We start from the raw sequence: 26,149 nt of genomic DNA on the forward strand, positions 1-26,149 counted from the left end.
AAGTTCCCCGATTCTTGAAAACCAAGCTGCAGGACGCGGCTGTTTCTTTGCGAGGTAAGAAATGAAAAAATCACTGATTGCTGCTGTTGTATTGGCTTCTGCGTCGTTCGTTTCCACCGCTGCCATGGCGGCCACCGTCGGCAACACCCCGCAGGTCCTCGACCTGACCGACGGCGCCGGCTTCTTCGGCGACACGTTCGCAACCGGTAACAACGGCAATACCTTTGCCGACCGCTTCACCTTCTCCGTCGAAGGCACCACCGGCTGGAACCTCGACGCCATCATCTCGTCGGTGAGCCATAGCGCCGACACCGGTCTCGACATCACTGGCGTGTCCCTGTACAACGCCACCGGCAACGCGCTGATCTCGTCGGGCAAATCGCTGCAGTCCGGCGACATCGACGTCTGGACGATCTCGAGCGACAACCTGTCTGCCGGCAACTACTACCTGCAAGTGAGCGGCAACCTGGTGTCCGACCAGGCCGCCAGCTTCGGCGGCGCGGTGTCCCTGGCTGCGCCGGTGCCGGAACCGGAAACCTACGGCATGATGCTGGCCGGCCTGGGCGTCCTGGGCTTCCTGGCGCGTCGCCGCAAGCAGGGCAAGCCGGCTTGATAGCCCCCTTCGCATGAGTCGGGCGGAAGCGCACGCGCTTCCGCTTTTTTTATGTGCGCAGCTTCTTGATGACGCTGCGGTTCCCCAGGATTTCCTCGATCTGCTCGAAGCGCACGGGCTTGACCATGTGGTGGTCGAAGCCGGCCTCGAACGCCAGTTGGCGGTCCTTTTCCTGGCCCCAGCCCGTGACGGCGACCATGACGGTCATCGTGCAGCACGACAGGTCGCGGATGCCGCGCGCCAGGTCATAGCCGGACATCTGCGGCAGGCCGATGTCGAGGAAGGCGTAATCCGGACAGAAGCGCTTGGCCGCGGCCAGCGCATCCGCGCCATTGTGCGTGATGACGACGCTGTGCCCCATCGCCGTCAGCAGCGCGCCGATGCTGTTGACGAAGTCGACATTGTCGTCGGCGAGCAGGATGCGGTACGTTTCGGCGCTGATGAACGACATTGGCGTCGGCTTCGCGGGCAGTTCCGGCTCGACGACGATCGGCAGCCGCACGACGAACTGGCTGCCGTGGCCGAGGCCCGCGCTGTGCGCCTCGATGGAGCCGCCGTGCAGCTCGACCAGCTTGCGCGCCAGCGACAGCCCCACGCCCAGGCCGGCCACCGAACGCTCCAGCGTCGAATCGACCTGCACGAACATCTCGAATACGGTGTCCAGCATGTCCGGCGCGATGCCGATGCCCGTGTCGGACACGACCAGCGTCAGCGTGCGGTCATCCACCGTCGCCCTCAGGCCCACGCGGCCGCCGCGGTTCGTGTATTTGGCGGCATTATTCAACAGGTTCGAAAGGATTTGCGCGAGACGCGTCGCGTCGCCGTTCAGGAATACAGGGCGGTCCGGCAGGTCGATCGTCAGCTCGTGGCCATGCAGTTCGATGTACGGCCGCACCACCTCCAGCGCATCGTTGACGACCGCTTTCAGTTCCACGCGGCCGCTCTTGATGGTGAATTTACCCGTGTTGATGCGCGAGACGTCCAGCAGGTCGTCGACGAGGCGCACCATCTGGCGCAGCTGGCGCTCCATGATGTCGGTCGCGCGCTGGGTCGCCTGCGCGTCGCCGCTGCGCAGGCGCAGGATGTCGAGGCCCGTGCGGATCGGTGCCAGCGGGTTCCTCAGCTCGTGCGCCAGCGTGGCGAGGAATTCATCCTTGCGGCGGTCCGCGAGGCGCAGCGCTTCCTCCGCGCGCTCGCGCACCTGCATCTCGTGTTCGAGGGTCGCGTTCGCTTCCTGCAGCGCGTGCGAGCGGCGGCCGATCTCGGCCAGCATGTCGTTGAAGGCGGCGACAAGCACGCCGATTTCGCCGCTATCGTTCCCCGGCACGCGCAGGGTGAAGTCGCGCCGCTGCATCACCTGGCGCGCGACGTTCGTCACGGCCGCGAGCGGCCGCGTGATGGCGGCCTGCAGGCGCGACGCGACGAGGCCCGCGATCAGCAGCGCACCCAGCATCACGGCGCCCAGGATGGCGCCATAGCTGAACAGGCGGTCGACGAGGCCGTAGCGCGAGCGCAGGTAGACCGTGCCGACCATCTCGCCGTTTTCCACGATGTTGCGGAACACCGCCACTTCGCCGCCCTCGATGCGGTAGCCGGACGGGGCCGGGCGCGCCGGGATCGCCTGGTTCGGGGCCGCCGCGTACGTGGCGAAGCGCGTGCCGTCGCTCGTGTAGATCGCGGCGGCGAGGATCTGCGGGCGCACGCGCAGGACGGCCAGGTTCTGGCGCGCCGTCTCCTCGTCGTTGAACGTGAGGGCCGGGGCCGTCACGCGCGCCATGATGTCGGCCTGCGTCATCAGGTCGTCCGTCCAGTAGCGCTGGAACGCGCGCAGGTCGAACAGCAACATGGCGACGGAAGCCGCCAGTAACGCGACGAACGTCGTCGATACCGCCATCAAAATCAGTTTGCCGCGGACCGTGCCGCCGTCGCGCACCACCATCACTGCGCTCCTTTCTGCACCCGGTTCGCTACCGTCAGCAGGCGCGAACTGAGTTTGATGCCATTGCGTTCCGCCGCATCCAGCGCGACGTCGAAGCGGACCCGTTCGTCCACGATGCGGAAATTGATCACACTGCCGACCTGCAGGCCGTTGTCGCATTCGGTCACGACGAGCATCGCCCCGGTCGCCTGGTGGACGATGCGCGCGACCCGCTGCGGATCGCTCCCGCCCACGAACAGCAGGTGCACGCGGGCCGCCGCATCGCTTTCGCGCAGCTCGCGCACTTCGATCATGCGGTTGTTGACAGTACGTCCGGCCACCACGCGCGCCAGCTCGACGGCGAGGTCGTTGGCGCCGATCACGCCGATCGTCAGCGGCGCCGTGGCGTCGGCGAACGCGCTCGCGGGAAAATCGGTATAGCCGAGAAATTTGTACAGGAAGGCCGCCTTCACGCGCCGCTCCAGCGGCACGCCGGGCACGGCGCTCTGCGCGCGCGCGGGCGGCACCAGTCCGGCGCCTGCGCACAGCAAGGCCAGCGAGGCCAGCGCCCAGCCGGCAAAGGACCGGCGCAGGCCTCGATTCATGGATGGCTTCAGTTGACGATGCATCGGCCGGATGGCAAACCCTGGACTGGAAACGGTGGCAGGAAGCGCCCGGGCTTTCGGCGCCCTACGGAACGGCCGGAAATGGACGGCTCATGATAGCCGGGTATGGTCGACCATGCCAACGCGGCGCACTGCGGCAACGTCCACACGGATGGATCGACTCGAAAATTCGTAAACGACAGCAAGGCGTCTTTAAACATTTTGCTATCGTAGAACATTTTCTTTGGTGCACCAAGAGTGACCCGATTGAAGCGTGCACGGCTGTGTCATTTATAAAAGCAATGGCTGACATTAGAAATCTAAATTGGATTTCTTTTTTGCGATGCAGCATTATGAACCTGTCTCCTCTATTCTCCTCCAAGGATAGATTCAGCCCGCTCCCGTAGCGGGCTTTTTTTTTGCCCCGGCGCGCGCCCAGGGCCGCATATGCTGTAGTGCAATATCAATCGTGCACGATGTTGTTGTTTTACGACCCGGTTGCCGTCTTTTCCGACTCTGCGCAGGACGCGCAGTCGTGTCGCCCCCTGCTTACAATTTGGGGTACTATGCAACCTCTTTTCGTTTAGATAACAATATTTACTGCGCTATGCTCCATCCCGGCAGGTCCGCACACTCTTCCAGTTCGTACGACTGGTCCGCTTCCCGGCTCGGCGAACCGCAGCAATGGCCGCAGGCACTGAGGCTGGCCGCCGACGTCATGTTCAACACGCCGCTGCCCCTGCTGCTCGTGTGGGGACGCGACATGACGGTGCTGTTCAACGACGCCTACGGCGCGCTGGCCGGGCCGGCGTACGGACGGGTCCCCGGCGGCAGCGTGCCGCCCGTGATGCCGCCTCCGCTGGCGGTGGCGGGCGACGAACTGCAGCGCGCCTGGAACGGCGAGGCCGCGTACGCGCCGGACCGCAACCTCATGTTCGCGGGCAGCGCAGGCGGCAGCGGCCGCTACGACCTGTATTTCACGCCCGTGCGGGGGGACGGCGACGCCGTCGCGGGCGTGCTGTGCGCGCTGGCGCCCGCCGCGCCCGTCGTGGAGGCGCCGGCCGAGTCGAGCGGCCCCATGCGCATCCTCGTCGTCGAGGACAACGTCGACGCGCAATACCTCGTGTGCGAGATGCTGCGCGCCTTCGGCCACGAGGCGGACGGCGTCGGTCATCCGAACGACGCGCTCGCGCGCCTTGCGGCCGGGCAATACGACGTGTTGTTCACGGACGTCAGCCTGCCCGGCATGTCCGGCGTCGACCTGGCGCGCCAGGCCGTGACGCAGGCACCGTCGATGCGGGTGATCTTTGCGTCGGGTTATGGCGACACCCTGCTGCGCCACGTGGAATTCCCCTACCTGTCACTGCAGAAGCCCTATGAGCTGGACCAGCTCCAGCAGGCGCTCGACAAGGTGGCGCATCCGCTGCCGGTGCGCACCTGAACGATGGCCCAAAGGTGTGCAACAAAGCGCCCGGGCTGGGCTAGAATCGGTGTACGGCTCATTACGCGCCGTGGACGGACGTGCCCGTCCATTTTGCGTGACACCACCGTCGCGCGCGCAGAGCCCAACACGATGATCGATTTCGAGCCCACCGGCAGTGCACCCCGCCCCTCCGAGCTGACGGACATGCTCGACCCGGCGCCGTCCGCGATGGTCTCGCGCGGAGGCGTACGGTGAGCAACGAGCGCGACGAGCTGCGGCATCCCTCCGCGCAGCCCGCTGCTGCCGCGGCCGCGGCCGCGCGCGAACTGCAGGAAGCGCGCGAAGCCCTGCGCCTGGCCAACGCGCGCATGGAAAACATGCTCGAGAGCCTGGTCGACGGCTTCTGCGCGGTCGACCACCACTGGCGCATCATGTACATCAACGGGCGCGCGCTGGAGATGCTCGCGCCCCTGCAAAAGACCCGGCCCAGCCTGGTCGGCCACGACCTGTGGGCCTCGTTCCCGGAACTGCGCGGCAGCATGCTCGAAACCGTCTACCGGCGCGCGATGGTCAGCCGCGAGACGGCGATCCAGGAATTCTTCTGGCCGGCGCTGAAACGCTGGTTCGAGGTGCGCGCCCATCCGTCGCCGGACGGCCTGACGCTGTACTTCCAGGACATCAACCGGCGCAAGGCCGACCAGCAGGCCCTGCAGCAAGGCAACAGCCGCCTGCAGGTGGCACTGGCCGCGGGCCGCCTGGGCGACTGGCGCTGGGACGCCGCCAGCGACCGCGTGATGCTGGGCGAACGGGCAGCCGCCATCTTCGGCCTGCCGGCCGAGCAGCCGCTCGCGTGGAGCGAACTGCGCGCCCGCATCGACCCGGGCGACCGCGAAAGCGTGCGCCGTGCCGTGCTGCAAGCCTTCGCCGGCCACAGCGACCTCGAACTGGAATGCCGCCTGCCGGGCCCGAGCGGCGAACCGCGCTGGGTGGCGCTCGTGGGCCGCGCCGATTACGCCGACCAGGCGCGGCGCGAAGGCGTGCTCGGCATGACCGGCGTCGTGCAGGACGTCACGGCCCGGCGCAGCGCCGCCGACGCCCTGCGCCAGAGCGAGGAAGTATTGCGCGCGCTGGCCAACACGATCCCGCAGCTGGCCTGGATGGCGCAGGCCGACGGCGCCATCGTCTGGTTCAACGAACGCTGGTTCGAATACACGGGCACGACGCCGGACCAGGTCGTGGGCTGGGGCTGGCAGACGGCCGTCGAGCCGACGGTGCTGCCGGCCGTGCTGGAGCGCTGGAGCGCCAGCATCAAGAGCGGCGACCCGTTCGAAATGGAATACCCGATCCGTGGCGCGGACGGCCAGTACCGCTGGTTCCTCACGCGGGTGAATCCCGTCCGCGACCGCCACGGCAAGGTCTTGCGCTGGTTCGGCACGGACACGGACGTCGACGAGGTCAAGCGGGCCGAGCAGGCGCTGCGGGACGAATCGCACGTGCTCGAACTGCTCAACAGCACCGGCAGCGCGCTCGCTTCCACGCGCGACCTGCGCTCGCTGCTGCAGGTCGCCACGGACGCCGCCACGGGCATCGCCGGCGCGCGCCAGGGTGCGTTCCTGTACCACGGACGCAACGACGGCATCGAGCCCGATGCGAACAACCTGTTCACCCTGTACACCGTGTCCGGCGGCAGTCCGGTCGGATTCGAGGCGTTCGGCGCGTCTGGCCCCACCGGCCTGTTCGGCCCGGGCCTGCTGGACCATCCGGCGGGCGTGATCCGCTCCGCCGACGTCACGCTCGACGCACGCCTGCGTGACGCACCGCCGTTCGCTCTGCCGGCGGGTCACCCGGCCGTGCGCAGCTATCTCGCCGTGCCCGTCGTCGGCCATTCCGGCGAGTTGCTCGGCACCATGTTCTTCGGCCATCCGGAACCGGACGTGTTCAGCGAACGCACGGAACGCATCGTGCGCGGTATCGCGGCCCAGGCCGCCGTCGCCATCGACAACGTGCGCCTGTACGAAGCCGCCCAGCGCGCCGCCGAGGAGCGCAAGGTGCTGCTCGAAAGCGAGCGCCAGGCGCGCGCCGAGGCCGAACGCACGAGCCAGATGAAGGACGAATTCCTGGCCACGCTGTCGCACGAACTGCGCACGCCGCTGTCGGCGATCCTCGGCTGGGCCCAGGTGCTGCGGCGCGGCAGCCGCGACCAGAACGACCTGCAGAAAGGCTTGCAGACGATCGAGCGCAACGCCCGCGCCCAGGCCCAACTGATCGAAGACCTGCTCGACATGAGCCGTATCACGTCCGGCAAGGTCCTGCTCGACATGCAGGCCGTGGCGCCCGCGAGCTTCATCGACGCGGCCATCGAGACGGTGCGCCCCGCGGCCGATGCGAAGAACATCCGTATCGACAAGCAGTACGCGGCCGATCCGGGCCTCGTCGCGGGCGATCCGGCGCGCCTGCAGCAGGTCGTGTGGAACCTGCTGTCGAACGCGATCAAGTTCACGCCGCGCGATGGCCAGGTCAGCATCGAACTCGCGCGCAACGATGCGAGCGTCGCCATCACCGTGCGCGACAACGGCGCAGGCATCCGGCCGGAATTCATCACCCACGTATTCGAACGCTTCCGCCAGGCGGACGCATCGATGACGCGCCGCCACGGCGGCCTCGGCCTCGGCCTCGCGATCGTGAAACACCTGATCGAGCAGCACGGCGGCACCGTCCGCGCCGAGAGCGCCGGCGAGGGCAAGGGCGCCAGCTTCACCATCGAATTACCGCTCGCCAAGCAGCAGCCGCCGGCGACGCGCAGCGCACGCGCCGCGATGATCCTGCCGACGCCCGCCACGCCGGAGATGACGGTGCTCGACCTGTCCGGCGTCAACGTGCTGGTGGTCGACGACGACCGCGATGCGCGCGAACTGATCAAGCGCATCCTGAGCGATTGCGGCGCGTCCGTCCGCATCGCCGCCAGCGCGCGCGATGCGTTCGCCCTGTTCAAGGAACGCGTGCCGAACCTCCTGATCAGCGACCTGGGCATGCCCGAAGTGGACGGTTTCGAACTGCTCGACTGGGTCCGCCACCTGGGGCGCGAGGAAGGCAGCCAGGTCCCGGCCATCGCCCTGACGGCATTCGCCCGCTCGGAAGACCGGCTGAGCGCGCTGGAGGCCGGATTTTCGGCGCATATCTCCAAACCGGTCGAACCGAGTGAACTAATTGCAACAGTTGCTTCCGTTGTCGGCCCCTCCTCTCCGCTCGTGAATCGTGCTGCCGCATCCACGGCGGGCAGAAATGGCGTACGCTAATAGGGACTCGAGTAATTCGAAAGATGTTCCTACCCAAGGACGCGGCGCTGTCCTACAAGAAATTCTCGGCGTTTTGCTAGACTATGAAATGTTGTTCTAGAGCTGGTATGAGTAGTTAAGGAACAAATAATACCGGCCTTGATTTGACGAGAGTACGCATGCCCAGCCGACAAGACATCCTGAACGCGAAGATCCTGGTCGTAGATGATTCCCCGGACAATATCGAATTGATGGAAGAGATATTGCGCGAGGAAGGCTACACCGACGTCAGTTCGACGATGCTGCCGGAACAGGTGTGCCCGCTGCATCGCGAACACAACTACGACCTGATCCTGCTCGACCTGCAAATGCCGGGCCTGAACGGTTTCCAGGTCATGAAAGGCCTGAAGGAAATCGAACAGGGCGGCTACCTGCCCGTGCTCGCCCTGACGGCACAGCCCAGCTTCAAGATCGCCGCGCTGGAAGCGGGCGCGCGCGATTTCATCAGCAAGCCGTTCGACCTGCTCGAAGTGCACAAGCGCATCCATAACATGCTGGAAGTGCGCCTGCTGTACAAGGAACTGGCCCAGTACAGCCGCGCCCAGCAGGAACTGGCGCTGCACGACGCCCTCACCGGCCTGCCGAACCGCCGCCTGCTGGAAGACCGCATCGAAACGGCCCTGCAGCACGCCAACCGCAACCACCACAAGGCCGCGGTGATGTACCTCGACCTGGACGGCTTCAAGGCGATCAACGATACATACGGCCACGCCTACGGCGACGAGATCCTCAAGATGGTGTCGCAGCGCCTGCTGTCGAATTCGCGCAAGGAAGACACGGTGGCGCGCCTGGGCGGCGACGAATTCATCGTCCTGCTGGCCGACGTGCACAGCCTGGCCGATGCGCAGGGACCGGCCGCCAAGCTCGTCGAGGCGCTGTCCGAACCGTTCTTCATCAACGACCTGACCCTGCAGTTGTCGACGAGTATCGGCATCAGCCTGTATCCGGACGACGCGGAAAACGTCGTCGACCTGATCAGCATCGCCGACTACGCGCTGTACGAAGCGAAACGCGCCGGCAAGAACCGCTATTGCGCCAACGGCAGCGCCGCGCGCCAGGCCGCGCTGGCCGTCAAGCCGACCATGCCGCCGCCCGCCACGCCGGCCGTCGCGCCGTCGCCGGAGCTGGCGCAACACCGCTGACCGTCGCCGTCTCCATCTCGACGCCCGCCTTGCGCGGGCGTTTTGTTTTTCTCTTTACAACATTGCCCACCTCTAATGTAAAATTTGACAATTGCAATTTAGCATTTTCGATTTTTCACTTTTGAGGATCTCATGGAAGACCTGAAGGAACCGGCCACCGCCACGCCCGTCCACCCTGCCCGGCCGCCCCGCCGCTGGGGCCGCCTCGTACTGTATGTGCTGGCCACGGTCGGCGCGCTCGCCCTGGCCCTGATCGCGCTGGCTTACTGGCTGCATGCGAAGGACGCGCAGAAACGCGTCACGATCGACGAAGCCGCCGTCATCGACGACGTGATGGGCCAGACCTACGGCAAATACTCGGCCGCGAAAAAGGGGTGGCTGTTCGTGGGCGAAGACAACGTGACGTATCTGATGCGCGTCGTGCAGCAGGCGAAGATCCCCGACGGGGCGGCCGGCGACGAGCTGTACTTCGTCGCCAGCGGGGCCGCCGTGAACGGCGACGGCCAGGCGGTGTATGGCGTGTTCTACGTGCACCCGGACGGCAAGGACGGCGGCCTGGCCCAGGAAAATACGCAGATCCGCTTCCTGTCCAACGCCCCGGTCAAGCCCGAACAGGTCCGCTTCGAAGCCCTCAGCGAAAACCTGTGGGGCTGGGTCGTCAAGACGCGCTGGGACGCCGAGCCGGACAGCGAGGCCGTCACGACCATGAATACGGTGCTGGCACCGCACGACGGCCAGATCGCCGTGCTGGGAGAATTCCTCGCCGCACGCGATGCGAAACCGGAGGGGTCCTGCGAGGACGCGAAGGCCGCGTACGACGCCTGGCTGGCACAGGTCGCGAACACGGAGCATGGCGACGACGGGGGCATACCGCCGGCCCGCTGCGACAAGCGCCGCTGGACCTATCGCACGGCCACCGTCAACGGCAATATCCCCGTGCCGATCACGGTGACGGCGGGCGGCACGCTGGACGACCAGCCGGTGGAAGCACAAACCTGGAAGCTGATGTTCGACACCAGGACGTTCAGCTACGACATCCCGCCGGACCTCCAGAACTAGCGGTGTTGGCCATTAACAACAAGGGAAACGTTGCTTAAATCATACGCCGGGCACGCCACAGGATGCCCGGCGCCGACCTTCAGCGCCGCCCTCTCCCTGGAATCCGCAAATACGATCGTGAACCCCAACCCGTCACTATGCAACAGTGGGTCGGCACAGGCAAATACCGTTTAGTTAAGTAATTTATACGTTTTCAAAATATATACATCGACATCTTTTCCAAATGTCTTTACTGCTAGGATGAGCAATCTTTGCCAAATGACAAAGAGAATAAAAACAAGCATCAAGACAAGGAAGAGATATCCATGAGCGTACGCCCCACCCGACTGTTCGCCCGCACGCTGCTCGCCGCCGCCGTGACGAGCGCCTTTCCCATGATTGCCCAGGCCGACGAGCCGGACCAGGCCGTGGCCGCGCAAGGCACCTCCACCGCCGCCAAACCCGCCGGCCAGCGCCTGGAAACCGTGATCGTGACCGCCCAGCGGCGCGCCGAGAACCTCAAGGAAGTCCCGATGTCGGTCACCGCCATCAAGGGCGAGAAGCTGGACGTGCTGACGTCCGGCGGCGCCGACATCCGCTTCCTGGCCGGCCGCTCGCCCTCGCTGAACGTCGAATCGGACTACGGCCGCTCGTTCCCGCGCTTTTACATCCGCGGCCAGGGCAATACCGACTTCGACCTGAACGCGTCGCAGCCGGTCGGCCTCGTCGTCGACGACATCGTGCAGGAAAGCCCCATGCTGAAGGGCTTCCCCGTGTTCGACGTGGACCAGGTCGAAGTGCTGCGCGGCCCGCAGGGGACGCTGTTCGGCCGCAACTCGCCCGCCGGCGTGATCAAGTTCGATTCCGCGAAACCGGTGTTCAAGACGGAAGGCTATGCCGTGCTCGGCGCCGGCAATTACGGCACGATCAATGCGGAAGGCGCGTACAACGTGCCGCTGTCGGACATGCTGGCGCTGCGCGTCTCGCTGCAGTCGCAGCACCGCAACGACCGCGTGCACAACCCGCGGCCCAACGCCTACACCCGCGATTTCGAAGGCTACGACGACAACGCCGCGCGCATCCAGCTGCTGTTCAAGCCAACGCGCGACTTCTCCGCGCTGTTCAATGCCCACGGCCGCGCCATGAAGGGCAATGCGACCCTGTTCCGCGCGAACATCATCAAGAAGGGCACGAACGACCTCGTCGACGGGTTCGACTACGACCGCTACCCCACCGACGGCGGCAACAGCCAGACCTTGCGCACCAGCGGCGCCAACCTGCGCCTGCGCTGGGACCTGGACGGCATGACCCTGCACTCGATCACGGGTTACGAGCACGCGGACTTCTACAGCCGCGGCGACGTGGACGGCGGGTTTGGCGCGGTGTACGCCCCGCCGATGGGACCGAACTATCGTGGCCAGAACGCCTTCATCCCGTTCACCGTCGAGACGGCCGACCTGCTGCCGGAACACGACCAGACGACGCAGGAAATCCGCCTCGAATCGAACACGAAGGATCCGCTGCAGTGGATGGCCGGCGTGTTCTATTTCAACGAACACATCCGCATCGATTCCATCAGCTTCAACACGCTGGCGCCGGGGAATCCGCAGAACGACGCCTACGCGACGCAGACGCAGGACGCCCGTTCGTGGGCCGTGTTCGGCACGCTGAACTACAAGGTCTCGGAGCAGCTGAAACTGCGCGGCGGCCTGCGCTACACGAGCGACAACAAGGATTTCGTCGCGCAGCGCTTCGAACCGCCGCAGACGAGCGGCCCGCTGCCGCTGCACCGCGATTCGCACAACGTGAGCTGGGATGCGTCGGCGACCTATGCGCTGGATGCGGACACGAACCTGTTCGCGCGCGTGGCGACCGGCTACCGCGCACCGTCGATGCAGGGCCGCCTGAACGGCCTCGGCGACAAGCCGTCGATCGCGGGTGCGGAAAAGGCGTTGTCGTATGAAGCGGGCATCAAGGCCGACCTGCTCGACCGCCGTGCGCGCCTGTCCGCAACGGCGTTCCAGTACCGCGTGAAGGACAAGCAGCTGACGGCCGGCAGCGGCACGATCAACATGAACCAGCTGATCAACGCCGAGAAGGTCACGGGCCAGGGTGTGGAACTGGACTTCCAGGCGATCCTGGCGGACGACTGGCGCGCGAGCATCGGCGCGAGCTACAACGACACCGAGATCAAGGATCCGAACCTGTTCGTGCAGACCTGCGGCAACCAGCCCAATACGGGCGGCGTGAACGGCTGCACCCCGACCGGCGCCCCCGGCCCGTTCCCGTACACGCAGAAGCTGAACGGGCTGCCGCTGCCCCGTTCGCCGAAATGGCAGACGAACTTCACGTTGCGTTATTCGCATCCGCTGGCCGACGGTGAACTCTATGCGCTGACGGACTGGTCGTACCGCACCGAGTACAACATGTTCCTGTACGAAGCGAAGGAGTACAAGGCGAAGGCCCTGCTGGAAGGCGGCCTGCGGGTCGGCTACAAGTGGGACAACGGCAAATACGAGCTTGCCGCATTCGCCCGCAACATCACCAACCGCATCCAGGTCGTGGCGGCGATCGACTTCGACAACCTCACGGGTATCGTCAACGAACCGCGCAACTACGGCGCGCAGTTCCGCGTGAACTTCTGATCGCACGGGTGTGCGCCGGCCGGGCGCACACCCGCAACGAGTTAGGCCGCGCCGGCCGTCTTTTCCCCGCCCGGGCCCAGCGCCCGGCAACCGACCGCCTGCTCGTTATGCGCCTCGATGGCGGCCGCGTTCTGGTGGTCCGAGCTCGCATCCACCTTTTCCGGCGCCACCTCGATACGGGTGATGCTGGATGCCACCGAGACCGGGTCGCTGGCCGGGAACGTCATTTCCACGGCGTCGTCGAGCAGCGTTTCCTTGGCCATGGCTTCGCGCGGCTCGGCTTCGGCGCTGGCCATCGTGCGGATCGCGCGCGCCCATTTCACGACCTTCAGGTCTGCCAGGTCGGCGATGGTATTGATACCGAACGCATCACGCAACGCATCCGCCTGCTGCTGGGTGACGTCGCGCAGCGCCGTCACGGGCTGGTTCACCAGTTCGCGGAAACATTTGTCGTGATGGGTGTCGTTTACGATGATTTGAATATTCATGTCTGTCCTTTCAAGTGGGCCCCTGACACGTTCGCACTATCGCATACGGCCTTGACACGGTATGTGCGGCACCGAACGATGGCCGCGCACGATTGATTTTCGGGTAAGGACGCGCCCGTGCTACCATGACGAATTGCAACAGTTTTTATCAATATATTTTGCAAAACGGCATGCTCTGCTATCCTGCCGAGCTTGTGAATACAGTTTCCGAGCCTGTTCAAACGCCGTGTCCCACACCGAAAAACCGAAGATTCTCGTCGTCAACGACGACGCTGCCAGCCTGCTTGCACTGACGAGCCTGCTGGAGCAATGGGCCGACGAAAGCAATTACGAGGTCCTGTCCGCGCGCTCCGGCCAGGATGCGCTGCGCCAGGTACTCCGTCACGATTTCGCGGTGATCCTGCTCGACGTGAACATGCCCGGCATGGACGGATTCGAAACGGCCGAGGCGATCCACCTGCGTCCCCGCTCCGCCGACATCCCGATCATCTTCGTCACGGCCTTCCTCGCCGACGAGATCGACCGCCTGAAGGCCTATCAGCGCGGCGCCGCCGATTTCCTGTTCACCCCCGTGATCCCGCAGGTCCTGCGCGCCAAGGTGCAGGTGTTCGTGGCGCTCGCGACGAAGAACGAGCAGCTGAAGCGCCAGGCCGAAAAACTGTCCCAGCGCACGACCGAGCTGACCGCGACCAATAAACGTCTCGTGCGCGAGATGGAAGAGCGGCGCGCGGCCGAACGCAAGAGCAGCGCCAAGGACGAATTCCTCGCGATGCTGGGCCATGAGCTGCGCAATCCGCTGTCCGCCATCAGCAGCGCCGGCTCGCTGCTCGGCATGCCGGGCGTCAGCGGCGATTCGATCGCGCGGGCGCGCCTGATCATCCAGCGCCAAAGCCAGCATTTGTCGCGCATCGTCGACGATTTATTGGATTTGTCGCGCGCCATGTCGGGCAAGATCCTGCTGTCGCGCAAGCGCCTGGACATGGCCACGCTCGTCTCCAGCTGCCTCGACACGTTCCGCGCGACGGGCCGCACGACCGGCTACGACATCGACGCGCAACTGGCGCCGGCCTGGGTCGACGGCGACGCGACGCGGCTGGAACAAATCGCGACGAACCTCATCGACAACGCGCTGAAATACACGCCGGCCGGCGGCCGCATCGAGATCACGGTGGTGCCGATCGGCGAAGACGTCGTGCTACGCGTGAGCGATTCCGGCGTCGGCATCGCGCCGGACCTGCTGCCGCACGTGTTCGACGTGTTCGTGCAGGGCGCAATCTCGATCGACCGCTCGCAGGGCGGCCTCGGGATCGGCCTGTCGCTCGTGCGCCGCCTCGTCGAACTGCATGGCGGCACCGTCAGCGCCAGCAGCCCCGGCAACAGCAACGGCAGCACGTTCGAGATCCGCCTGCCGCGCACCGACGCGGCGCTGGCCGCCGACGCGCCCGCGCGCGCCCGGCCGCAGGAAGCCGGCAAGCCGAAAGTCCTGCTGATCGAAGACAACGACGACGGCCGCGAGATGATGGCGACGATGCTCGCGTCGTTCGGCTACCCGGTGTTGCAGGCAGGCGACGGCCTCGAAGGCGTGCGGGTGGCGTGCTCGGAAACGCCGGACGTGGCCCTCGTCGATATCGGCCTGCCCGGCATCGATGGCTACGAAGTGGCGCGTCGCTTGCGCCAGGACCCGGCGGCGCGTGCAATCCGGCTGATCGCGGTGACGGGTTACGGTCTCGAAGAAGACCAGCGCCGCGTCATGGAGGCGGGTTTCGACCTGCACCTCGTGAAGCCCGTGGATCTGAATGCCCTGCTCGAACAGCTGGCCGCCGCGGCGCCCGCTCCGGACGACGCGGGCCGGCCGCAAATCCAGCCGGCGGCCGCCGGCTGACCGACAGGATTACAACGTCGACATCAGTTCCTGCTTGCGCAATGCCATTTCCTGGCCCAGCGCGAGCAGGTCGAGGCCGGCCTTCTTCGCCTTCGGGAACATCTCTTTCTCTTCTTCCTTGACGTGGTGCTCGATCTGTTCGCTGAGCACTTTCACTTTCGCGTCATACAGGTCGTCGTCCGGCTGCATTTCCTGCAGCTGCTTGATCAGGTCTTTCGCCGCGGCGTGCTCGACGATCGCCTCGTCGACCATGTCCTCGCCCTCCTCGACGTTGGCCGCGCGCACGGCCGGATAGAAGATTTCCTCTTCGATGGTCGTGTGGGCGATCAGCGCCTTGCAGATCTTGTCCTTCAGCTTTTCCTTGCTGGTGGTGGCGCGGTCGCCCAGCTGCTCGAACTGTTCGAACATCTCGGACACTTCGCGGTGGTCGGCCGTCAGGAGGGCGATGGCGTCCTGGCCTGCGGCCATGGCGTTCGATTGGGTGCCGGCGCGTGCGCCGGATTGGGTTCTCGTGCTCATGTTGACTCCTTCAGTGGGGGTTATCGGCGCTTGGCCAGAGCCCTTAGAATGACCGGATCTGCAACATCGGACTGTACGGGAACTCACAAAGACGATTCCTGCGCCGCCCCGGCCCAAGCTGTTGTATCATCCCGAGAAACATAATTTGGTTGCCTTCATGAAAGTTTCGGAACCTCATCCGCCGGATTCCGGGGAAGACAGCCAGCATGCGGCGCGTGCCGCCGAGCTGGCCGAACTCCTGGCCCATATGACGACCTGCTGGGACGAAGAACGACGCCTGCTGGCCCGCCGGCTGCACGACAGCCTCGGTTCGTCGATGACGGCGCTGACGATGCATCTCGGCCTGCTGTCGCAGCACCTGCAGGAACAGCCGCAGCGCGACCGCGCCGCGCAGATGAAGCAACTGCTGAACAACATCATCGAGACCAACCGCAAGATGCAGTTGGCGCTCTGGAACGACAAGCTGGAATTCCTCGGCCCCAAGGCCGCCATCGCGGAACTCGTGCAGGAATGGAGCCGCGAACACGGCATCAAGGCGAAAGCCAGCATGCCGGACGAAGATCCCGACTACACGCGCGCCCAGGGCGTGGCGCTGCTGCGCTGTGCCGAGGAAGGCCTGCGCAACATCGTCAGGCACGCGCAGGCGGCGAAGGTCGACGTGATCCTCGACGACGACGGCGACCAGGCCATGCTGACGGTGCGCGACGATGGCGTCGGCCCCGGCACGGCCGCCTGCCCGCCAGCGAGCTGCTACGGCCTGCGCATGCTGCGCGAACGGGCCCGCACGCTGGGCGGCACCTTGACCATCGGCGCCGGACCCGACGGCAAGGGCACCGCGCTCACGCTGGTCTTTCCAAAACAAGGAAACTGAGAGGCGACCTAACGCTCAGTGCAGTTTGACGAGCGGCGTCGTCCGCCGGATCAGGAAGCGCGCGAACGCCATCAGGCCCGTGCGCAGCGATCCCAGCACGGCCTTGTGGTGCATCAGGTGCAGGCTCATGTACATGATGCGCGCCATGAACCCTTCGACGAACAGGCTGGCGCCCCGTAGCGAACCCATCAGGCTGCCCACCGTCGTCTCGCGGCCGATCGAGACGAGCGACCCGTAATCGCGGTAGACGTAGGGATCCTTCTGCGGTTGTTCGCCCTTGTCGAGGCGCAGGAACGTCTTGAGCAGATAGTCGGCCTGCTGGTGCGCGGCCTGGGCACGCGGCGGCACCGGCTTGCCGTTGCCGTCCGTGCAGGCGGCGCAGTCGCCCAGCGCATACACGTCGGGCACGCCTTGCGCGCGCAGGTGCGCGTCCACCTCGATCTGGCCGCCCTTCGCGACCGGCAGCCCCAGCGAGCCCAGGAATTCCGGCGCGCGGATGCCCGCCGCCCACACGCACAGGTCGGCCGGATAGACATTGCCCTTGTTGTCGCTGACCTGTTTCTGGCTGATGCCGTTCACCCGGCAATCCGTCACGACGCGGATGGCGCGCTGGTCGAGCAGGCGCGCGGCCGCGGCGGACACCCGCTCGGGCAGCGGCGCGAGGATGCGCGGCGCGCCTTCGAGCAAGGTGATGCGCACGTCGCGCTTGACCTGCAGGCGCCGGAAGCCATACGCGGCATACACGCCGGACGCCTCGCGCAATTCCGCCGCCAGTTCGACGCCCGTGGCGCCGCCGCCGATGATGACGATGTCGAGCCCGGAGGCGCCGGCACCGTCCTCCTTTTGCTGCTCGGCCTGGGCGAGCAGGCGCAGCAGGCGCAGGCGGAACCGTTCCGCGTCCTCGGTGGCATTCAGGGAAATCGTGTGTTCGCGCGCGCCGGGCACGCCGAAATAATTCGACGTGCTGCCGACGGCGATCACGAGCGAGCGGTAGCCGAGGGTGCGCTCGGGCAGCACCTCCTCGCCGTCGCCGGCCGCGGTGACGGGAGCGATCGTGATGCGGTGCGCGGCCGCATCCAGCGCCGTCATGGCGCCGTACACGAAGGAAAAGCCGCGGTCGTGCGCCAGCATCTGGTACGACAGGCCTTCCTGGTGGATATCCAGCGTGCCGGCCGCCACCTCGTGCAGCGACGGCTTCCACACGTGGTACAGCCGGCTGTCGACCAGCGTCACCTTGTCCGGGCCGAGTTTGCGGCCCAGTTTGCAGGCCAGCTCCAGTCCGCCAGCCCCGCCGCCCACGATCACGATATCGCTTTGCAAGCCTGCCTCCGTCGGTCGCGCCCGTTGCCGGGCTCACGCAGGCAGTTTACTACGGGGCGGCGAAACCACCCGGCACGGATCAGTCGTGGCCGTGTCCGTGACCCTTGCCGTGGCCGTGGCCGTGGCCATGGCCATTGCCGTGGCCGCGGTCCCAGTCGCCGCCGTGGCCGCGGTCGTCGCGGTACTCGACGCGCTCGACGACACGCACTTCGCGCGGGCCGCCGCGGTAGTCGCCGCGGTAGCCGACATGCTCGCGGTAGCGCGGCACATACGTGTTCGTGTACCACTCGTCGCGCACGAACAGGACCGGACGGCCGCAGGCGCCGTAGCGGCCGCAGAACTTGGCCCAGTGCTTGCGGTGGCCCGGCGGCACGCGCAGGTACACGGGCTCCGCGACGTAGTGCGGCGCCGGCGCGATGATCACCGGCTGCGGCGCGTACACGACGGGACGCGGCACGTAGTCGCCGATGTCGATGCGGCCATAGAAGCCGGGCTGGCCGATGCTGACGGAGACGTTGGTCTGCGCCAGGGCCGGGAGGGAGGCGGCGCACAGCGCCACGCCGAAGATCAGGGCTTTCATAGGATGACCTCGTTGTAATGTTTAAGTGAAGTTTATCAAATGAAAGCATATGCACAATTCGCTGCAACACCTGCTTACATTGTCGTTCCGGGCGGGATTACCACAAACCGCAGCGCAACAATTCCACTGCAGTAAGTGCGCAGCTACAATCGCGGCCTCAACCACTGAAAGGCTATCGATGTTCGCAAAATACACCGTGCTGGCCGCGGCCGCCCTGCTGGCGGCAGGTGCCGCCAACGCGCAGGTCGGCGTAACGGCCGACCTCGGCTCCACCGGCGTGGGCTTCCACGTCGTCGTGCCGATGGAAACCTATTTGAACGGCCGCTTCGGCGCCAACTACTTCCGCCACAACTTCGACAAGACGTCCGACGGCGTCGACTACGACATCAAGGGCAAGCTGCAGACGTTCGACGTGTTGTTCGACTGGTACCTGACCGAAGGCAGCAGCTTCCACCTGACCGGCGGCCTCGTCTACAACGGCAACAAGTTCAATGCGAAAGCGAAACCGAACGGCACCGGCGGATTCACGCTGAACGGCCACGCGTATTCCGCTACCGACGTCGGCCTGCTGACCGGCCGCATCGACTACCGCAAGGCCGCGCCCTACCTGGGCATCGGCTGGGGCAACGCGCTGGCCCGCTCGTCGCACTGGACCACGAATGTCGATCTCGGCGTCTTCTACCAGGGCAATCCGAACGTCCAACTGGCCAGCGTCGGCTGCACGGTGTCGAACACGGTCTGCAAGGCCCTCGCCAGCGACGTCGCCGTGGAGCGCCTGCGCCTGCGCGACGACGTGGATGCGTTGAAGGTCTATCCGGTCGTGCGCGCGAGCATCGGCTACCAGTTCTGACGATGTGACCGGCGCGCCGCTCGCCCCGGCGTTGCGCTACGATGCTGCCAAAGGAGGCGCATCATGAACCATCGCGCACGCTGGAGCCTGCTGCTCCTGGCCTGCCTCATGCTGGTGGCCTGCCAGGACCGGCGCGAACCGGTGAAGCCCACCGTCGTGCTGGCCGCGGCCGCCATCGCCGTCACGGCCTGACCGCGCGATCGCCGCGCGGCCTGCCCGCCTTCCGGCCCCGTCCGCGGGCCGGTGTCCCTGTGCATCCTCGTGTTAGAATCTTCCCTGCCATAAGGCAACGCTAGGGGTCCTGCAGCCGCCACCGCGGCCGCGGGTGAGAAACACCCTCCGAACCTGATCTGGGTAATGCCAGCGAAGGGAAGCATGCGGATTCCGGTCGCGCACCGGCTCCGGTTCTCCCTTGCCGGCTCCACCCGTCGCACTTACGAGGAGCCGCATGCATCGTCCCGTTTTCCATCTGGTCGCGCACCCATGAACGTGATCGTCCTGGGCGCCGGCGTCGTCGGCACGGCATCCGCCTGGTATCTCGCAGAAGCCGGCCACGACGTCACCGTCATCGAACGCCGGAGCGGCCCCGCGCAGGAGACGAGCTTCGCCAACGGCTGCCAGATCTCCGTCTCGCACGCCGAACCGTGGGCCACGCCCGCGGGCCTGCTGAAGGTCGTGCAATCCCTGGGCCGCGCCGACGCGCCGCTGCTGTTCCGCCTGCGGGCCGACCCGCTGCAATGGCGCTGGTGCCTGCAATTCGTGCGCGAATGCGCGCCCGGCCGCGTGGCCGCCAACCTGCGCCGGATCGTCGCCATGGCCGAATACAGCCGCCGCAGCCTGCAGGCGCTGCGTGCGCGCACCGGCATCGAGTACGACAGCCTCACGCGCGGCATCCTGCACTTCTACACGGACGCACGGGAATTCGAGCGGGCCTGCGATGCGGCCGCCGCGATGCGCGACCTGGGCTGCCCACGCATGACGGTCGATGCCGACGAGGCCGTGCGGATCGAGCCGGCCCTCGCCGCCGTGCGCCGCAAGCTCGTCGGCGGCGACTTCACGGCCACCGACGAATCGGGCGACGTCCACCGTTTCACGACGCAGCTCGCGGCACGCGGCGCGGCGGCCGGCATCCGTTTCACGTACAACACGACCGTCACGCGCCTGCTGGCCGAAGGCGACCGCATCCGCGGCGTGGAAATCATCGATGCGGACGGCCGCCACCGCGTGCTGCATGCGGACGCCGTCGTCGTCGCCCTGGGCAGTTTTTCCGTCGGCCTGCTGGCGCCGCTGGGCATCCGGCTGCTGATCTATCCCGGCAAGGGATATTCCGCCACCTACCCCATCCTCGACCCGGACGCGGCGCCCACGGTCTCGCTGACGGACGACGGCCACAAGCTCGTGTTCTCGCGCCTCGGCGACCGCCTGCGCGTGGCCGGCACGTGCGAACTGAACGGCTACACGCGCGACCTGAACCCCGTGCGCTGCGACGCGATCACGCGCCGCGTGCGCGCGCTGTTCCCGGACGCCTGCGACTACGACAACCCGACCTACTGGGCCGGCCTGCGCCCGCTGACGCCGTCGAACGTCCCGTACATCGGCCGCACGCGCTACGCGAACCTGTACCTGAACACGGGGCACGGAACGCTCGGCTGGACGATGGGGTGCGGGTCGGGGCGGGCGATCGCGGACATCGTGTCGGGGCGGACGCCGGAGGTGGACTTCGCGTTCACTTGCGGGGCGTGACAATCGACGTGTTTTGCGGCGCGCGAGCCATGCTACATTACCGTCTTTACACGACAAGGCAGCAATGAAAAAGCTATTCGAAAAATACCGGTGGGTCGAACTCCCCTGCCTGTTTTGCGCGATGGCGCTCGCCGACGCGCTGCTGCGCGCCGCCGGGCTGGACGCCGCACTGCCCGGCCACGGTTCTTCGCTCGCGCAGCTCGTCGTCTGGACCTGCTGCGTCTTCGCCGTCGACCGGGCGCTCCGGTTCGCACTGTGGGCCGTCGTGCTCGTCGTCGCGCCCGCGCGCGCCGCCAAGATGCCTTGAACCCGGCTTGAAGAATCCGGCGGGCGTCATCCGCGTCCTGTACGCGGTCTGTATGGCAGGGGCTGCCTGGAACCATGCGCGCGCCGTGTTCCAGCACGGCCTCGGGTGGGACTACGGCGGCGTCCCGCCATTTGTCTCCGCTTTCTGGACGTCGCTGACGTTCCTCGATGCGCTGGCCGTCGTCCTGCTGCTGGCCCGGCCACGCGCGGGCGTCGCGCTGACCGCGCTCATCATCGTGTGCGACGTGATCGTCAACACCTGCGTCGGGCTGGCGTACGGCTTCGATGCCGCATCGTTTGCCGCGCAGTGCGTGTTCCTCGTTTTCGTCCTGGGCACGGTCCAACTGACCTGGGCACCGCAACTCAACCCGGCGCGTCGTCTCTGACGAACCGGCCGCTAGGCACCAGCACCCGTTCGATGTCGGCCACGACCCGGTCACTCCCGTCGGGAGCATGAATGACACAGGCCCAAACGTCGTCGTCGATCTCGTAGCATCCGCCCGCGTACGACCATGCGCCCACATAGCGGTCGCTCGCCATCATCGCCTGCGCCGCCGGCGCGGATGTCGGTGCGCACGTGGCACCGAGGCCAGCGGCCAGGAGGCGCGCGAGGTCCGGAAATCCCGGCGCCCGGTGATCCCCGCAAAAATCGATGCGCAGTCCCGTTCCGCCGCTTACGGACCTGATCCGGAATGTCTCCACGTCCCCTCCCTGCACCGACAGGTTACACTGTCGCCTTTTACAAACCGCCTCGTTCACCATGTCGTTCGCATCGCTCGGCCTGATCGACCAGATCACGCGCACCCTCGCTTCGCTGTCCTACAACACGCCCACCGCCGTCCAGTCGCAGGCGATACCCGCCGTGCTGGCCGGCCGCGACGTCATGGCGGCCGCCCAGACGGGCACCGGCAAGACCGCCGGCTTCGCCCTGCCCCTGCTGCAACGGCTCGTGATGGACGGCGCGCAGGTGGCGGGCAATTCGGCGCGTTCCCTGATCCTCGTGCCGACGCGCGAACTGGCCGAACAGGTGCACGAGAGCGTGCGCGCCTACGGGGCCGGACTGCCGCTGCGCACGATGGTCGCGTACGGCGGCGTCAGCATCAATCCGCAAATGATGCGCCTGCGCAAAGGCGTCGACGTCCTCGTCGCCACGCCGGGCCGCCTGCTCGACCTGCAGCGCCAGAACGCGGTGCGCTTCAACCAGGTGCAGACGCTCGTGCTGGACGAGGCGGACCGCATGCTCGATCTCGGCTTTTCGCGCGACATCGACAACCTGCTCGCGCTGCTGCCCAGGCGCCGCCAGACCCTGCTCTTCTCCGCCACCTTCTCCGACCCGATCCGGGCGCTGGCGACGAAGCTGCTGGACGATCCGGTCAGCATCGAGGCCACGCCGCGCAACACGACCGTGAAGGCGATCCGCCAGTGGATCGTCCCCGTCGACAAGAAGCGCAAGCCGGACCTGTTCCTGCACCTGCTGAAGCGCCACGGCTGGCCGCAGGTCCTCGCGTTCGTGAAGACGCGCAAGGGCGTCGACCAGCTCGTCGACCTGCTCGACGCGAAAGGCATCGCGGCCGACTCGATCCACGGCGACAAGCCGCAGCCCGCCCGCCTGCGCGCGCTCGACCGCTTCAAGGCGGGCGAAGTGCGCGTGCTCGTCGCGACCGACGTCGCCGCGCGCGGCCTCGACATCGAGGAACTGCCGGTCGTCGTCAACGTCGACCTGCCCATCGTGGCGGAAGACTACGTGCACCGCACGGGACGCACGGGCCGCGCGGGCGCTTCCGGTGAAGCGGTGTCGCTCGTGTGCGCGGACGAAGTCCAGCAGCTGGCCGCCATCGAGGCGCTGACGAAGCAGGCGCTGGAGCGCAAGGACGAAGCCGGCTTCGAGCCCGAGCACCGCGTGCCGCAGACGAATGCGGCCGGGCAGGTCGTCAAGAAGCCGAAGAAGCCAAAGAAACCGAAAGGCGGCACGAAGGACGCGCGTGGCGACGCACCCGTCGTGCGGGAAGACGTGCGGTTCAGGCGCTGACCGGATCGCGCGGGTCCGGCAGGGCAAGGTGGCGCGCCAGCGCACGATCAGTTCAGCGATCTTGCCTCCGTTCGTTTGTCGCACCGATTTTACGTGACGCAAGCCGCAAAATGATCACGGTTGGTCACCACGACGTCACCGCAACTCCAGCCAGAATTTACGCACACCCTCGTCCTCGTCCACCGGCCCGACGGTGAACCCGAGCTTCTTCACGAGGCCGATGACGGGCGCGTTCTGCGGCAGCGCCTCGCCCACGATCTCGCGCGTGCCGCGCGCGCGGCAGTAGGCGATCAGCTTGTTCATCAGCATGACGCCCAGGCCCTTGCCCTTCAAGTCGGAGCGCACCGTCACGGCGAATTCCGCGCTCATGTTGTCCGGGTCCGCCACGACGCGGGCGACGGCGAGCGTCTCGGGATGGCCGTCCGGCCCCGTGCGCGTGGCGATGAAGGCCATCTCGCGGTCGTAGTCGATCTGCGTGAAGCGCGCCAGCTGCGCAGGCTGCAGCTCGCGCACGCGCACGAACATGCGGTAGCGGACGTCGTCCGGCGTGAGCGCGTTGAAGAACGCCACGTGCGCGGCGCCGTCTTCCGGACGGATGGGCCGCAGCAGGATCGTCCCGCCCTGCCACGGCACGACTTCTTCCAGCTCGACCGGATACGGGCGGATCGCGAGCCGGTCGAGCGCATTGCCTGCGCGGTCGGCCATCGCGATGCGCATGCGCGCGTCCAGCACGACGGCGCCGTTGGCATCCGCGAGCAGCGGGTTGATGTCCAGTTCGACGATCTCCGGCACCTCGGCGATGAGGCGCGCCACCTGCACGAGCACGGCGGCGATCGCATCCAGGTCCGCGGCCGGGTGGTTGCGGTAGCCGGCCAGCTGGCGCGCCACGCGCGTGCGCGCGATGAGGTCGCGCGCCAGCACCGTGTTCAGCGGCGGCAGCGCGACGGCGTGGTCGTTCACCGCTTCCACCGCCAGACCACCCTGGCCGAACAGGATCACGGGGCCGAACACGGGATCGGTGGCGGCGCCCGCGATCAGTTCGTGCGCTTCCGGATTGCGCGCCATCGCCTGCACGATGAAGCCGTCCAGGCGCGCGTCCGGCTTCAGTTCCGCGAGGCGCCGCGCCATGCGTTCCGTCGCGGCGCGCACGGCGTCGGGCGTGTCCAGGTCGAGCGAGACGCCGCCCACGTCCGACTTCTGCACCACGTCCGGCGACAGGATTTTCACGGCGACCGGATAGCCGATTTCCGCTGCCATCGCCACCGCCTCGTCCGGGGTCGCCGCGGCGCGCGTGGGGACGGTGGGGATGCCGTAGGCGTCCAGGATCGCCTTCGTGTCCGGGTCGTCCAGCAGGTAGCGGCCCGTCCGGCGGCCGCGCTCCAGCGCGGCGCGCACGAGGCCGCGCGCGCGTTCGCGGTCCGGCTCGCCGTCGCCGACGGACGCCGGCACTTCCATCAACAGCTGCTGGTTGCGGCGGAAGTTCACGATCTGCAGGAAGCCGTTCACGGCCGCTTCCGGCGTGCGGTAGGCCGGCATGCCCGCCTCGTACGCGATCGTGCGCGCCTCGCCCACGGACTGCAGCCCGAGCCAGCACGCGAGCACGTTGCGCGACGACGCCTTCGCCAGCGGCGCCACGGCGCGCGCCACGTCGGCCGGATCGACGACCGCGTTCGGCGCGTGGATCATCACGACGGCGTTGGCCTGCGGGTCGTGCAGCAGCACGTCGATGACGTCGCGGTAGCGCTCGGGCGGCGCGTCGCCGCGCAGGTTCAGTTCACCGGTGCCGCTCCATTCGGGCACGAGGTCGCGCAGCCTGGACACCGTCTCCGGCGCGAGTTCCGCCTGCTGGCCGCCGCCGTACTGCAGCGCGTCGCTCGCCAGCACGACCGGGCCGGCGCCGTTGCCGAGGAGCGCCAGCCGCTCGCCGAACAGCGGCTTCGCGCGCGCCAGCGTTTCCACGGCAGCAAACAGCTGGTCGGTCGTGTACACGCGCAGCATGCCGGCGCGGCGGATCGCGGCGTCGTAGACGTCGTCCGGCCGCGCGAGCACGCCGGACAGGCAGACACCGGCCGTCGCCGCTTCCAGCGACCGCCCGGCCTTGAGCATCAAGGTCGGCTTGCTGCGCGCCGCCGCGCGCGCGGCCGACATGAACTTGCGGGCGTAGCGCACGCTCTCCGCATGCACCAGGATGGCGGACGTGCCGGGATCGCTGGCCAGGTAATCGAGCACGTCGCCGAAGTCGACGTCGGACGATTCGCCCAGCGCGAGGATCGTGGAAAAGCCGACGTTGCGCGTGCGTGCCCAATCGAGCACGCCCGCCATCAGCGCGCCCGATTCGGACACGAACGCGATCCGCCCCGCCGCCGCGCCGCCCATCGCGATGCTCGCGTTCAGGCCGATGCCCGGCGCCAGCAGCCCCGAACTGTTCGGGCCGAGGATGCGCAGCAAATACGGGTTGGCGGCATCGAGCATCGCCTGCTTGATGCTGCGGCCGCGCAGGTCGCGCGCCGTCGACACGCCGGCGCTCATCACGATGGCCGCCCGCGTCCCCAGCTCGCCGAGGCTGCGCACGATGCCGGGGATGGTGGACGGCGGCGTGCAGATGATCGCCAGGTCCGGCGCCGCCGGCAGCCGCGCGACGTCCCGCCAGACCTCCAGGCCGTCCAGCGTCTCGTACTTCGGGTTCACGGGGTACAGCCGCCCCTTGAAGCCCCCTTCGCGCAGGTTGCGCAGCATGGTCGCGCCGACGCTTCCCGGACGTTCGGACGCGCCGACGAGCGCCACCGACTTCGGGGCAAACAGTTGCTTGAGGTTACGTACGCTCATCCACCCGCTCCCAGCC

Annotated in this window: 21 protein-coding genes and 1 riboswitch; of the genes, 14 read left to right on the top strand and 7 right to left on the bottom strand. The window is 67.0% G+C overall.

Annotated elements, in window-relative coordinates; genetic code table 11:
• The first annotated feature begins 61 nt into the window (after nt 1-61).
• A complete protein-coding gene (locus ACEN9G_RS30940; RefSeq protein ID WP_413344670.1) occupies nt 62-613 on the top strand; it encodes an FxDxF family PEP-CTERM protein in 552 nt (183 codons plus the stop codon).
• A 49-nt stretch (nt 614-662) separates the two neighbouring features.
• On the opposite strand, the gene ACEN9G_RS30945 is transcribed toward ACEN9G_RS30940, so the two are convergent.
• The gene (locus tag ACEN9G_RS30945) at nt 663-2,552 is read right to left on the bottom strand and encodes a sensor histidine kinase, YfiR-like protein-associated (protein ID WP_371765043.1); all 1,890 of its coding nucleotides are present in this window, start codon (nt 2,550-2,552) and stop codon (nt 663-665) included.
• The gene (locus tag ACEN9G_RS30950) at nt 2,552-3,136 is read right to left on the bottom strand and encodes a TOL_0243 family YfiR-like periplasmic protein (RefSeq protein ID WP_483127503.1); all 585 of its coding nucleotides are present in this window, start codon (nt 3,134-3,136) and stop codon (nt 2,552-2,554) included. Before ACEN9G_RS30950 ends, ACEN9G_RS30945 begins: the two co-directional genes overlap by 1 nt.
• 607 nt (nt 3,137-3,743) lie before the next feature.
• Here ACEN9G_RS30950 and ACEN9G_RS30955 point away from each other — a divergent pair.
• From ACEN9G_RS30955 to ACEN9G_RS30975, 5 genes are all read left to right on the top strand, one after another.
• Nucleotides 3,744-4,577 (top strand): response regulator, encoded by an 834-nt coding sequence (locus ACEN9G_RS30955; RefSeq protein WP_413345438.1) that lies wholly within the window; start codon nt 3,744-3,746, stop codon nt 4,575-4,577.
• Nucleotides 4,578-4,810: 233 nt separating this feature from the next.
• The gene (locus ACEN9G_RS30960; protein ID WP_483127504.1) at nt 4,811-7,855 is read left to right on the top strand and encodes a hybrid sensor histidine kinase/response regulator; all 3,045 of its coding nucleotides are present in this window, start codon (nt 4,811-4,813) and stop codon (nt 7,853-7,855) included.
• A gap of 158 nt (nt 7,856-8,013) precedes the next feature.
• Nucleotides 8,014-9,036 carry a GGDEF domain-containing response regulator gene (locus tag ACEN9G_RS30965; RefSeq protein ID WP_371765039.1) on the top strand — a complete coding sequence of 341 codons (1,023 nt, stop codon included), beginning with the start codon at nt 8,014-8,016 and terminating at the stop codon, nt 9,034-9,036.
• A gap of 132 nt (nt 9,037-9,168) precedes the next feature.
• Complete coding sequence (locus tag ACEN9G_RS30970) at nt 9,169-10,095, top strand: hypothetical protein (protein ID WP_413343349.1); 927 nt, start codon at nt 9,169-9,171, stop codon at nt 10,093-10,095.
• A gap of 305 nt (nt 10,096-10,400) precedes the next feature.
• Nucleotides 10,401-12,719, top strand: coding sequence for a TonB-dependent receptor (locus ACEN9G_RS30975; RefSeq protein WP_413343347.1), 2,319 nt, complete (start codon nt 10,401-10,403; stop codon nt 12,717-12,719).
• Nucleotides 12,720-12,760: 41 nt separating this feature from the next.
• On the opposite strand, the gene ACEN9G_RS30980 is transcribed toward ACEN9G_RS30975, so the two are convergent.
• Complete coding sequence (locus ACEN9G_RS30980) at nt 12,761-13,207, bottom strand: hypothetical protein (RefSeq protein WP_413343345.1); 447 nt, start codon at nt 13,205-13,207, stop codon at nt 12,761-12,763.
• A 226-nt stretch (nt 13,208-13,433) separates the two neighbouring features.
• Between ACEN9G_RS30980 and ACEN9G_RS30985 the strand changes: the two genes are divergently transcribed.
• Nucleotides 13,434-15,089 carry a response regulator gene (locus tag ACEN9G_RS30985; protein WP_483127505.1) on the top strand — a complete coding sequence of 552 codons (1,656 nt, stop codon included), beginning with the start codon at nt 13,434-13,436 and terminating at the stop codon, nt 15,087-15,089.
• A gap of 9 nt (nt 15,090-15,098) precedes the next feature.
• On the opposite strand, the gene ACEN9G_RS30990 is transcribed toward ACEN9G_RS30985, so the two are convergent.
• Nucleotides 15,099-15,608 (bottom strand): hemerythrin domain-containing protein, encoded by a 510-nt coding sequence (locus ACEN9G_RS30990; RefSeq protein ID WP_413341724.1) that lies wholly within the window; start codon nt 15,606-15,608, stop codon nt 15,099-15,101.
• Nucleotides 15,609-15,765: 157 nt separating this feature from the next.
• On the opposite strand from ACEN9G_RS30990, the gene ACEN9G_RS30995 reads away from it, so the two are divergent.
• The gene (locus tag ACEN9G_RS30995; protein WP_413341726.1) at nt 15,766-16,479 is read left to right on the top strand and encodes a sensor histidine kinase; all 714 of its coding nucleotides are present in this window, start codon (nt 15,766-15,768) and stop codon (nt 16,477-16,479) included.
• 15 nt (nt 16,480-16,494) lie between these two features.
• On the opposite strand, the gene ACEN9G_RS31000 is transcribed toward ACEN9G_RS30995, so the two are convergent.
• Both ACEN9G_RS31000 and ACEN9G_RS31005 read right to left on the bottom strand, forming a co-directional pair.
• Nucleotides 16,495-17,799: an NAD(P)/FAD-dependent oxidoreductase gene (locus ACEN9G_RS31000; protein WP_483127506.1), complete on the bottom strand. Its 1,305-nt coding sequence runs from the start codon at nt 17,797-17,799 to the stop codon at nt 16,495-16,497.
• 79 nt (nt 17,800-17,878) lie between these two features.
• The gene (locus ACEN9G_RS31005) at nt 17,879-18,379 is read right to left on the bottom strand and encodes a hypothetical protein (RefSeq protein WP_413341730.1); all 501 of its coding nucleotides are present in this window, start codon (nt 18,377-18,379) and stop codon (nt 17,879-17,881) included.
• A gap of 178 nt (nt 18,380-18,557) precedes the next feature.
• On the opposite strand from ACEN9G_RS31005, the gene ACEN9G_RS31010 reads away from it, so the two are divergent.
• From ACEN9G_RS31010 to rhlE1, 6 genes are all read left to right on the top strand, one after another.
• Nucleotides 18,558-19,229: a hypothetical protein gene (locus ACEN9G_RS31010; RefSeq protein ID WP_413341731.1), complete on the top strand. Its 672-nt coding sequence runs from the start codon at nt 18,558-18,560 to the stop codon at nt 19,227-19,229.
• A gap of 63 nt (nt 19,230-19,292) precedes the next feature.
• Entirely contained in the window at nt 19,293-19,421 is a 129-nt protein-coding gene (locus ACEN9G_RS31015) for a hypothetical protein (RefSeq protein ID WP_413341733.1), read from the top strand.
• 92 nt (nt 19,422-19,513) lie between these two features.
• Nucleotides 19,514-19,618: riboswitch (TPP riboswitch) on the top strand.
• 94 nt (nt 19,619-19,712) lie between these two features.
• Nucleotides 19,713-20,972 carry a D-amino acid dehydrogenase gene (locus tag ACEN9G_RS31020; RefSeq protein ID WP_413341735.1) on the top strand — a complete coding sequence of 420 codons (1,260 nt, stop codon included), beginning with the start codon at nt 19,713-19,715 and terminating at the stop codon, nt 20,970-20,972.
• 64 nt (nt 20,973-21,036) lie between these two features.
• Nucleotides 21,037-21,279, top strand: a complete 243-nt coding sequence (locus ACEN9G_RS31025) for a hypothetical protein (protein ID WP_413341737.1) — start codon at nt 21,037-21,039, stop codon at nt 21,277-21,279.
• Between the two features lie 52 nt (nt 21,280-21,331).
• A complete protein-coding gene (locus ACEN9G_RS31030) occupies nt 21,332-21,664 on the top strand; it encodes a hypothetical protein (protein WP_483127507.1) in 333 nt (110 codons plus the stop codon).
• Nucleotides 21,665-22,038: 374 nt separating this feature from the next.
• On the top strand, nt 22,039-23,307 hold the full coding sequence (gene rhlE1, locus ACEN9G_RS31035) for an RNA helicase RhlE1 (protein WP_413341743.1): 1,269 nt from the start codon (nt 22,039-22,041) through the stop codon (nt 23,305-23,307).
• A gap of 135 nt (nt 23,308-23,442) precedes the next feature.
• Here the strand turns inward: rhlE1 and ACEN9G_RS31040 are convergent, their stop codons facing one another.
• Nucleotides 23,443-26,133: a bifunctional acetate--CoA ligase family protein/GNAT family N-acetyltransferase gene (locus ACEN9G_RS31040; RefSeq protein WP_483127508.1), complete on the bottom strand. Its 2,691-nt coding sequence runs from the start codon at nt 26,131-26,133 to the stop codon at nt 23,443-23,445.
• Nucleotides 26,134-26,149: the final 16 nt, after the last annotated feature.

This window comes from Massilia sp. Masssp94 (assembly GCF_059491305.1).

What these genes read in the sequence shown, in the direction of transcription:
- ACEN9G_RS30940 (WP_413344670.1), top strand. Translation starts at nt 62, where the DNA reads ATGAAAAAATCACTGATTGCTGCTGTTGTATTGGCTTCTGCGTCGTTC.
- ACEN9G_RS30945 (WP_371765043.1), bottom strand. Translation starts at nt 2,552, where the DNA reads ATGGTGGTGCGCGACGGCGGCACGGTCCGCGGCAAACTGATTTTGATG.
- ACEN9G_RS30950 (WP_483127503.1), bottom strand. Translation starts at nt 3,136, where the DNA reads ATGAATCGAGGCCTGCGCCGGTCCTTTGCCGGCTGGGCGCTGGCCTCG.
- ACEN9G_RS30955 (WP_413345438.1), top strand. Translation starts at nt 3,744, where the DNA reads ATGCTCCATCCCGGCAGGTCCGCACACTCTTCCAGTTCGTACGACTGG.
- ACEN9G_RS30965 (WP_371765039.1), top strand. Translation starts at nt 8,014, where the DNA reads ATGCCCAGCCGACAAGACATCCTGAACGCGAAGATCCTGGTCGTAGAT.
- ACEN9G_RS30970 (WP_413343349.1), top strand. Translation starts at nt 9,169, where the DNA reads ATGGAAGACCTGAAGGAACCGGCCACCGCCACGCCCGTCCACCCTGCC.
- ACEN9G_RS30975 (WP_413343347.1), top strand. Translation starts at nt 10,401, where the DNA reads ATGAGCGTACGCCCCACCCGACTGTTCGCCCGCACGCTGCTCGCCGCC.
- ACEN9G_RS30980 (WP_413343345.1), bottom strand. Translation starts at nt 13,207, where the DNA reads ATGAATATTCAAATCATCGTAAACGACACCCATCACGACAAATGTTTC.
- ACEN9G_RS30990 (WP_413341724.1), bottom strand. Translation starts at nt 15,608, where the DNA reads ATGAGCACGAGAACCCAATCCGGCGCACGCGCCGGCACCCAATCGAAC.
- ACEN9G_RS30995 (WP_413341726.1), top strand. Translation starts at nt 15,766, where the DNA reads ATGAAAGTTTCGGAACCTCATCCGCCGGATTCCGGGGAAGACAGCCAG.
- ACEN9G_RS31005 (WP_413341730.1), bottom strand. Translation starts at nt 18,379, where the DNA reads ATGAAAGCCCTGATCTTCGGCGTGGCGCTGTGCGCCGCCTCCCTCCCG.
- ACEN9G_RS31010 (WP_413341731.1), top strand. Translation starts at nt 18,558, where the DNA reads ATGTTCGCAAAATACACCGTGCTGGCCGCGGCCGCCCTGCTGGCGGCA.
- ACEN9G_RS31015 (WP_413341733.1), top strand. Translation starts at nt 19,293, where the DNA reads ATGAACCATCGCGCACGCTGGAGCCTGCTGCTCCTGGCCTGCCTCATG.
- ACEN9G_RS31020 (WP_413341735.1), top strand. Translation starts at nt 19,713, where the DNA reads ATGAACGTGATCGTCCTGGGCGCCGGCGTCGTCGGCACGGCATCCGCC.
- ACEN9G_RS31025 (WP_413341737.1), top strand. Translation starts at nt 21,037, where the DNA reads ATGAAAAAGCTATTCGAAAAATACCGGTGGGTCGAACTCCCCTGCCTG.
- ACEN9G_RS31030 (WP_483127507.1), top strand. Translation starts at nt 21,332, where the DNA reads ATGGCAGGGGCTGCCTGGAACCATGCGCGCGCCGTGTTCCAGCACGGC.
- rhlE1 (WP_413341743.1), top strand. Translation starts at nt 22,039, where the DNA reads ATGTCGTTCGCATCGCTCGGCCTGATCGACCAGATCACGCGCACCCTC.
- ACEN9G_RS31040 (WP_483127508.1), bottom strand. Translation starts at nt 26,133, where the DNA reads ATGAGCGTACGTAACCTCAAGCAACTGTTTGCCCCGAAGTCGGTGGCG.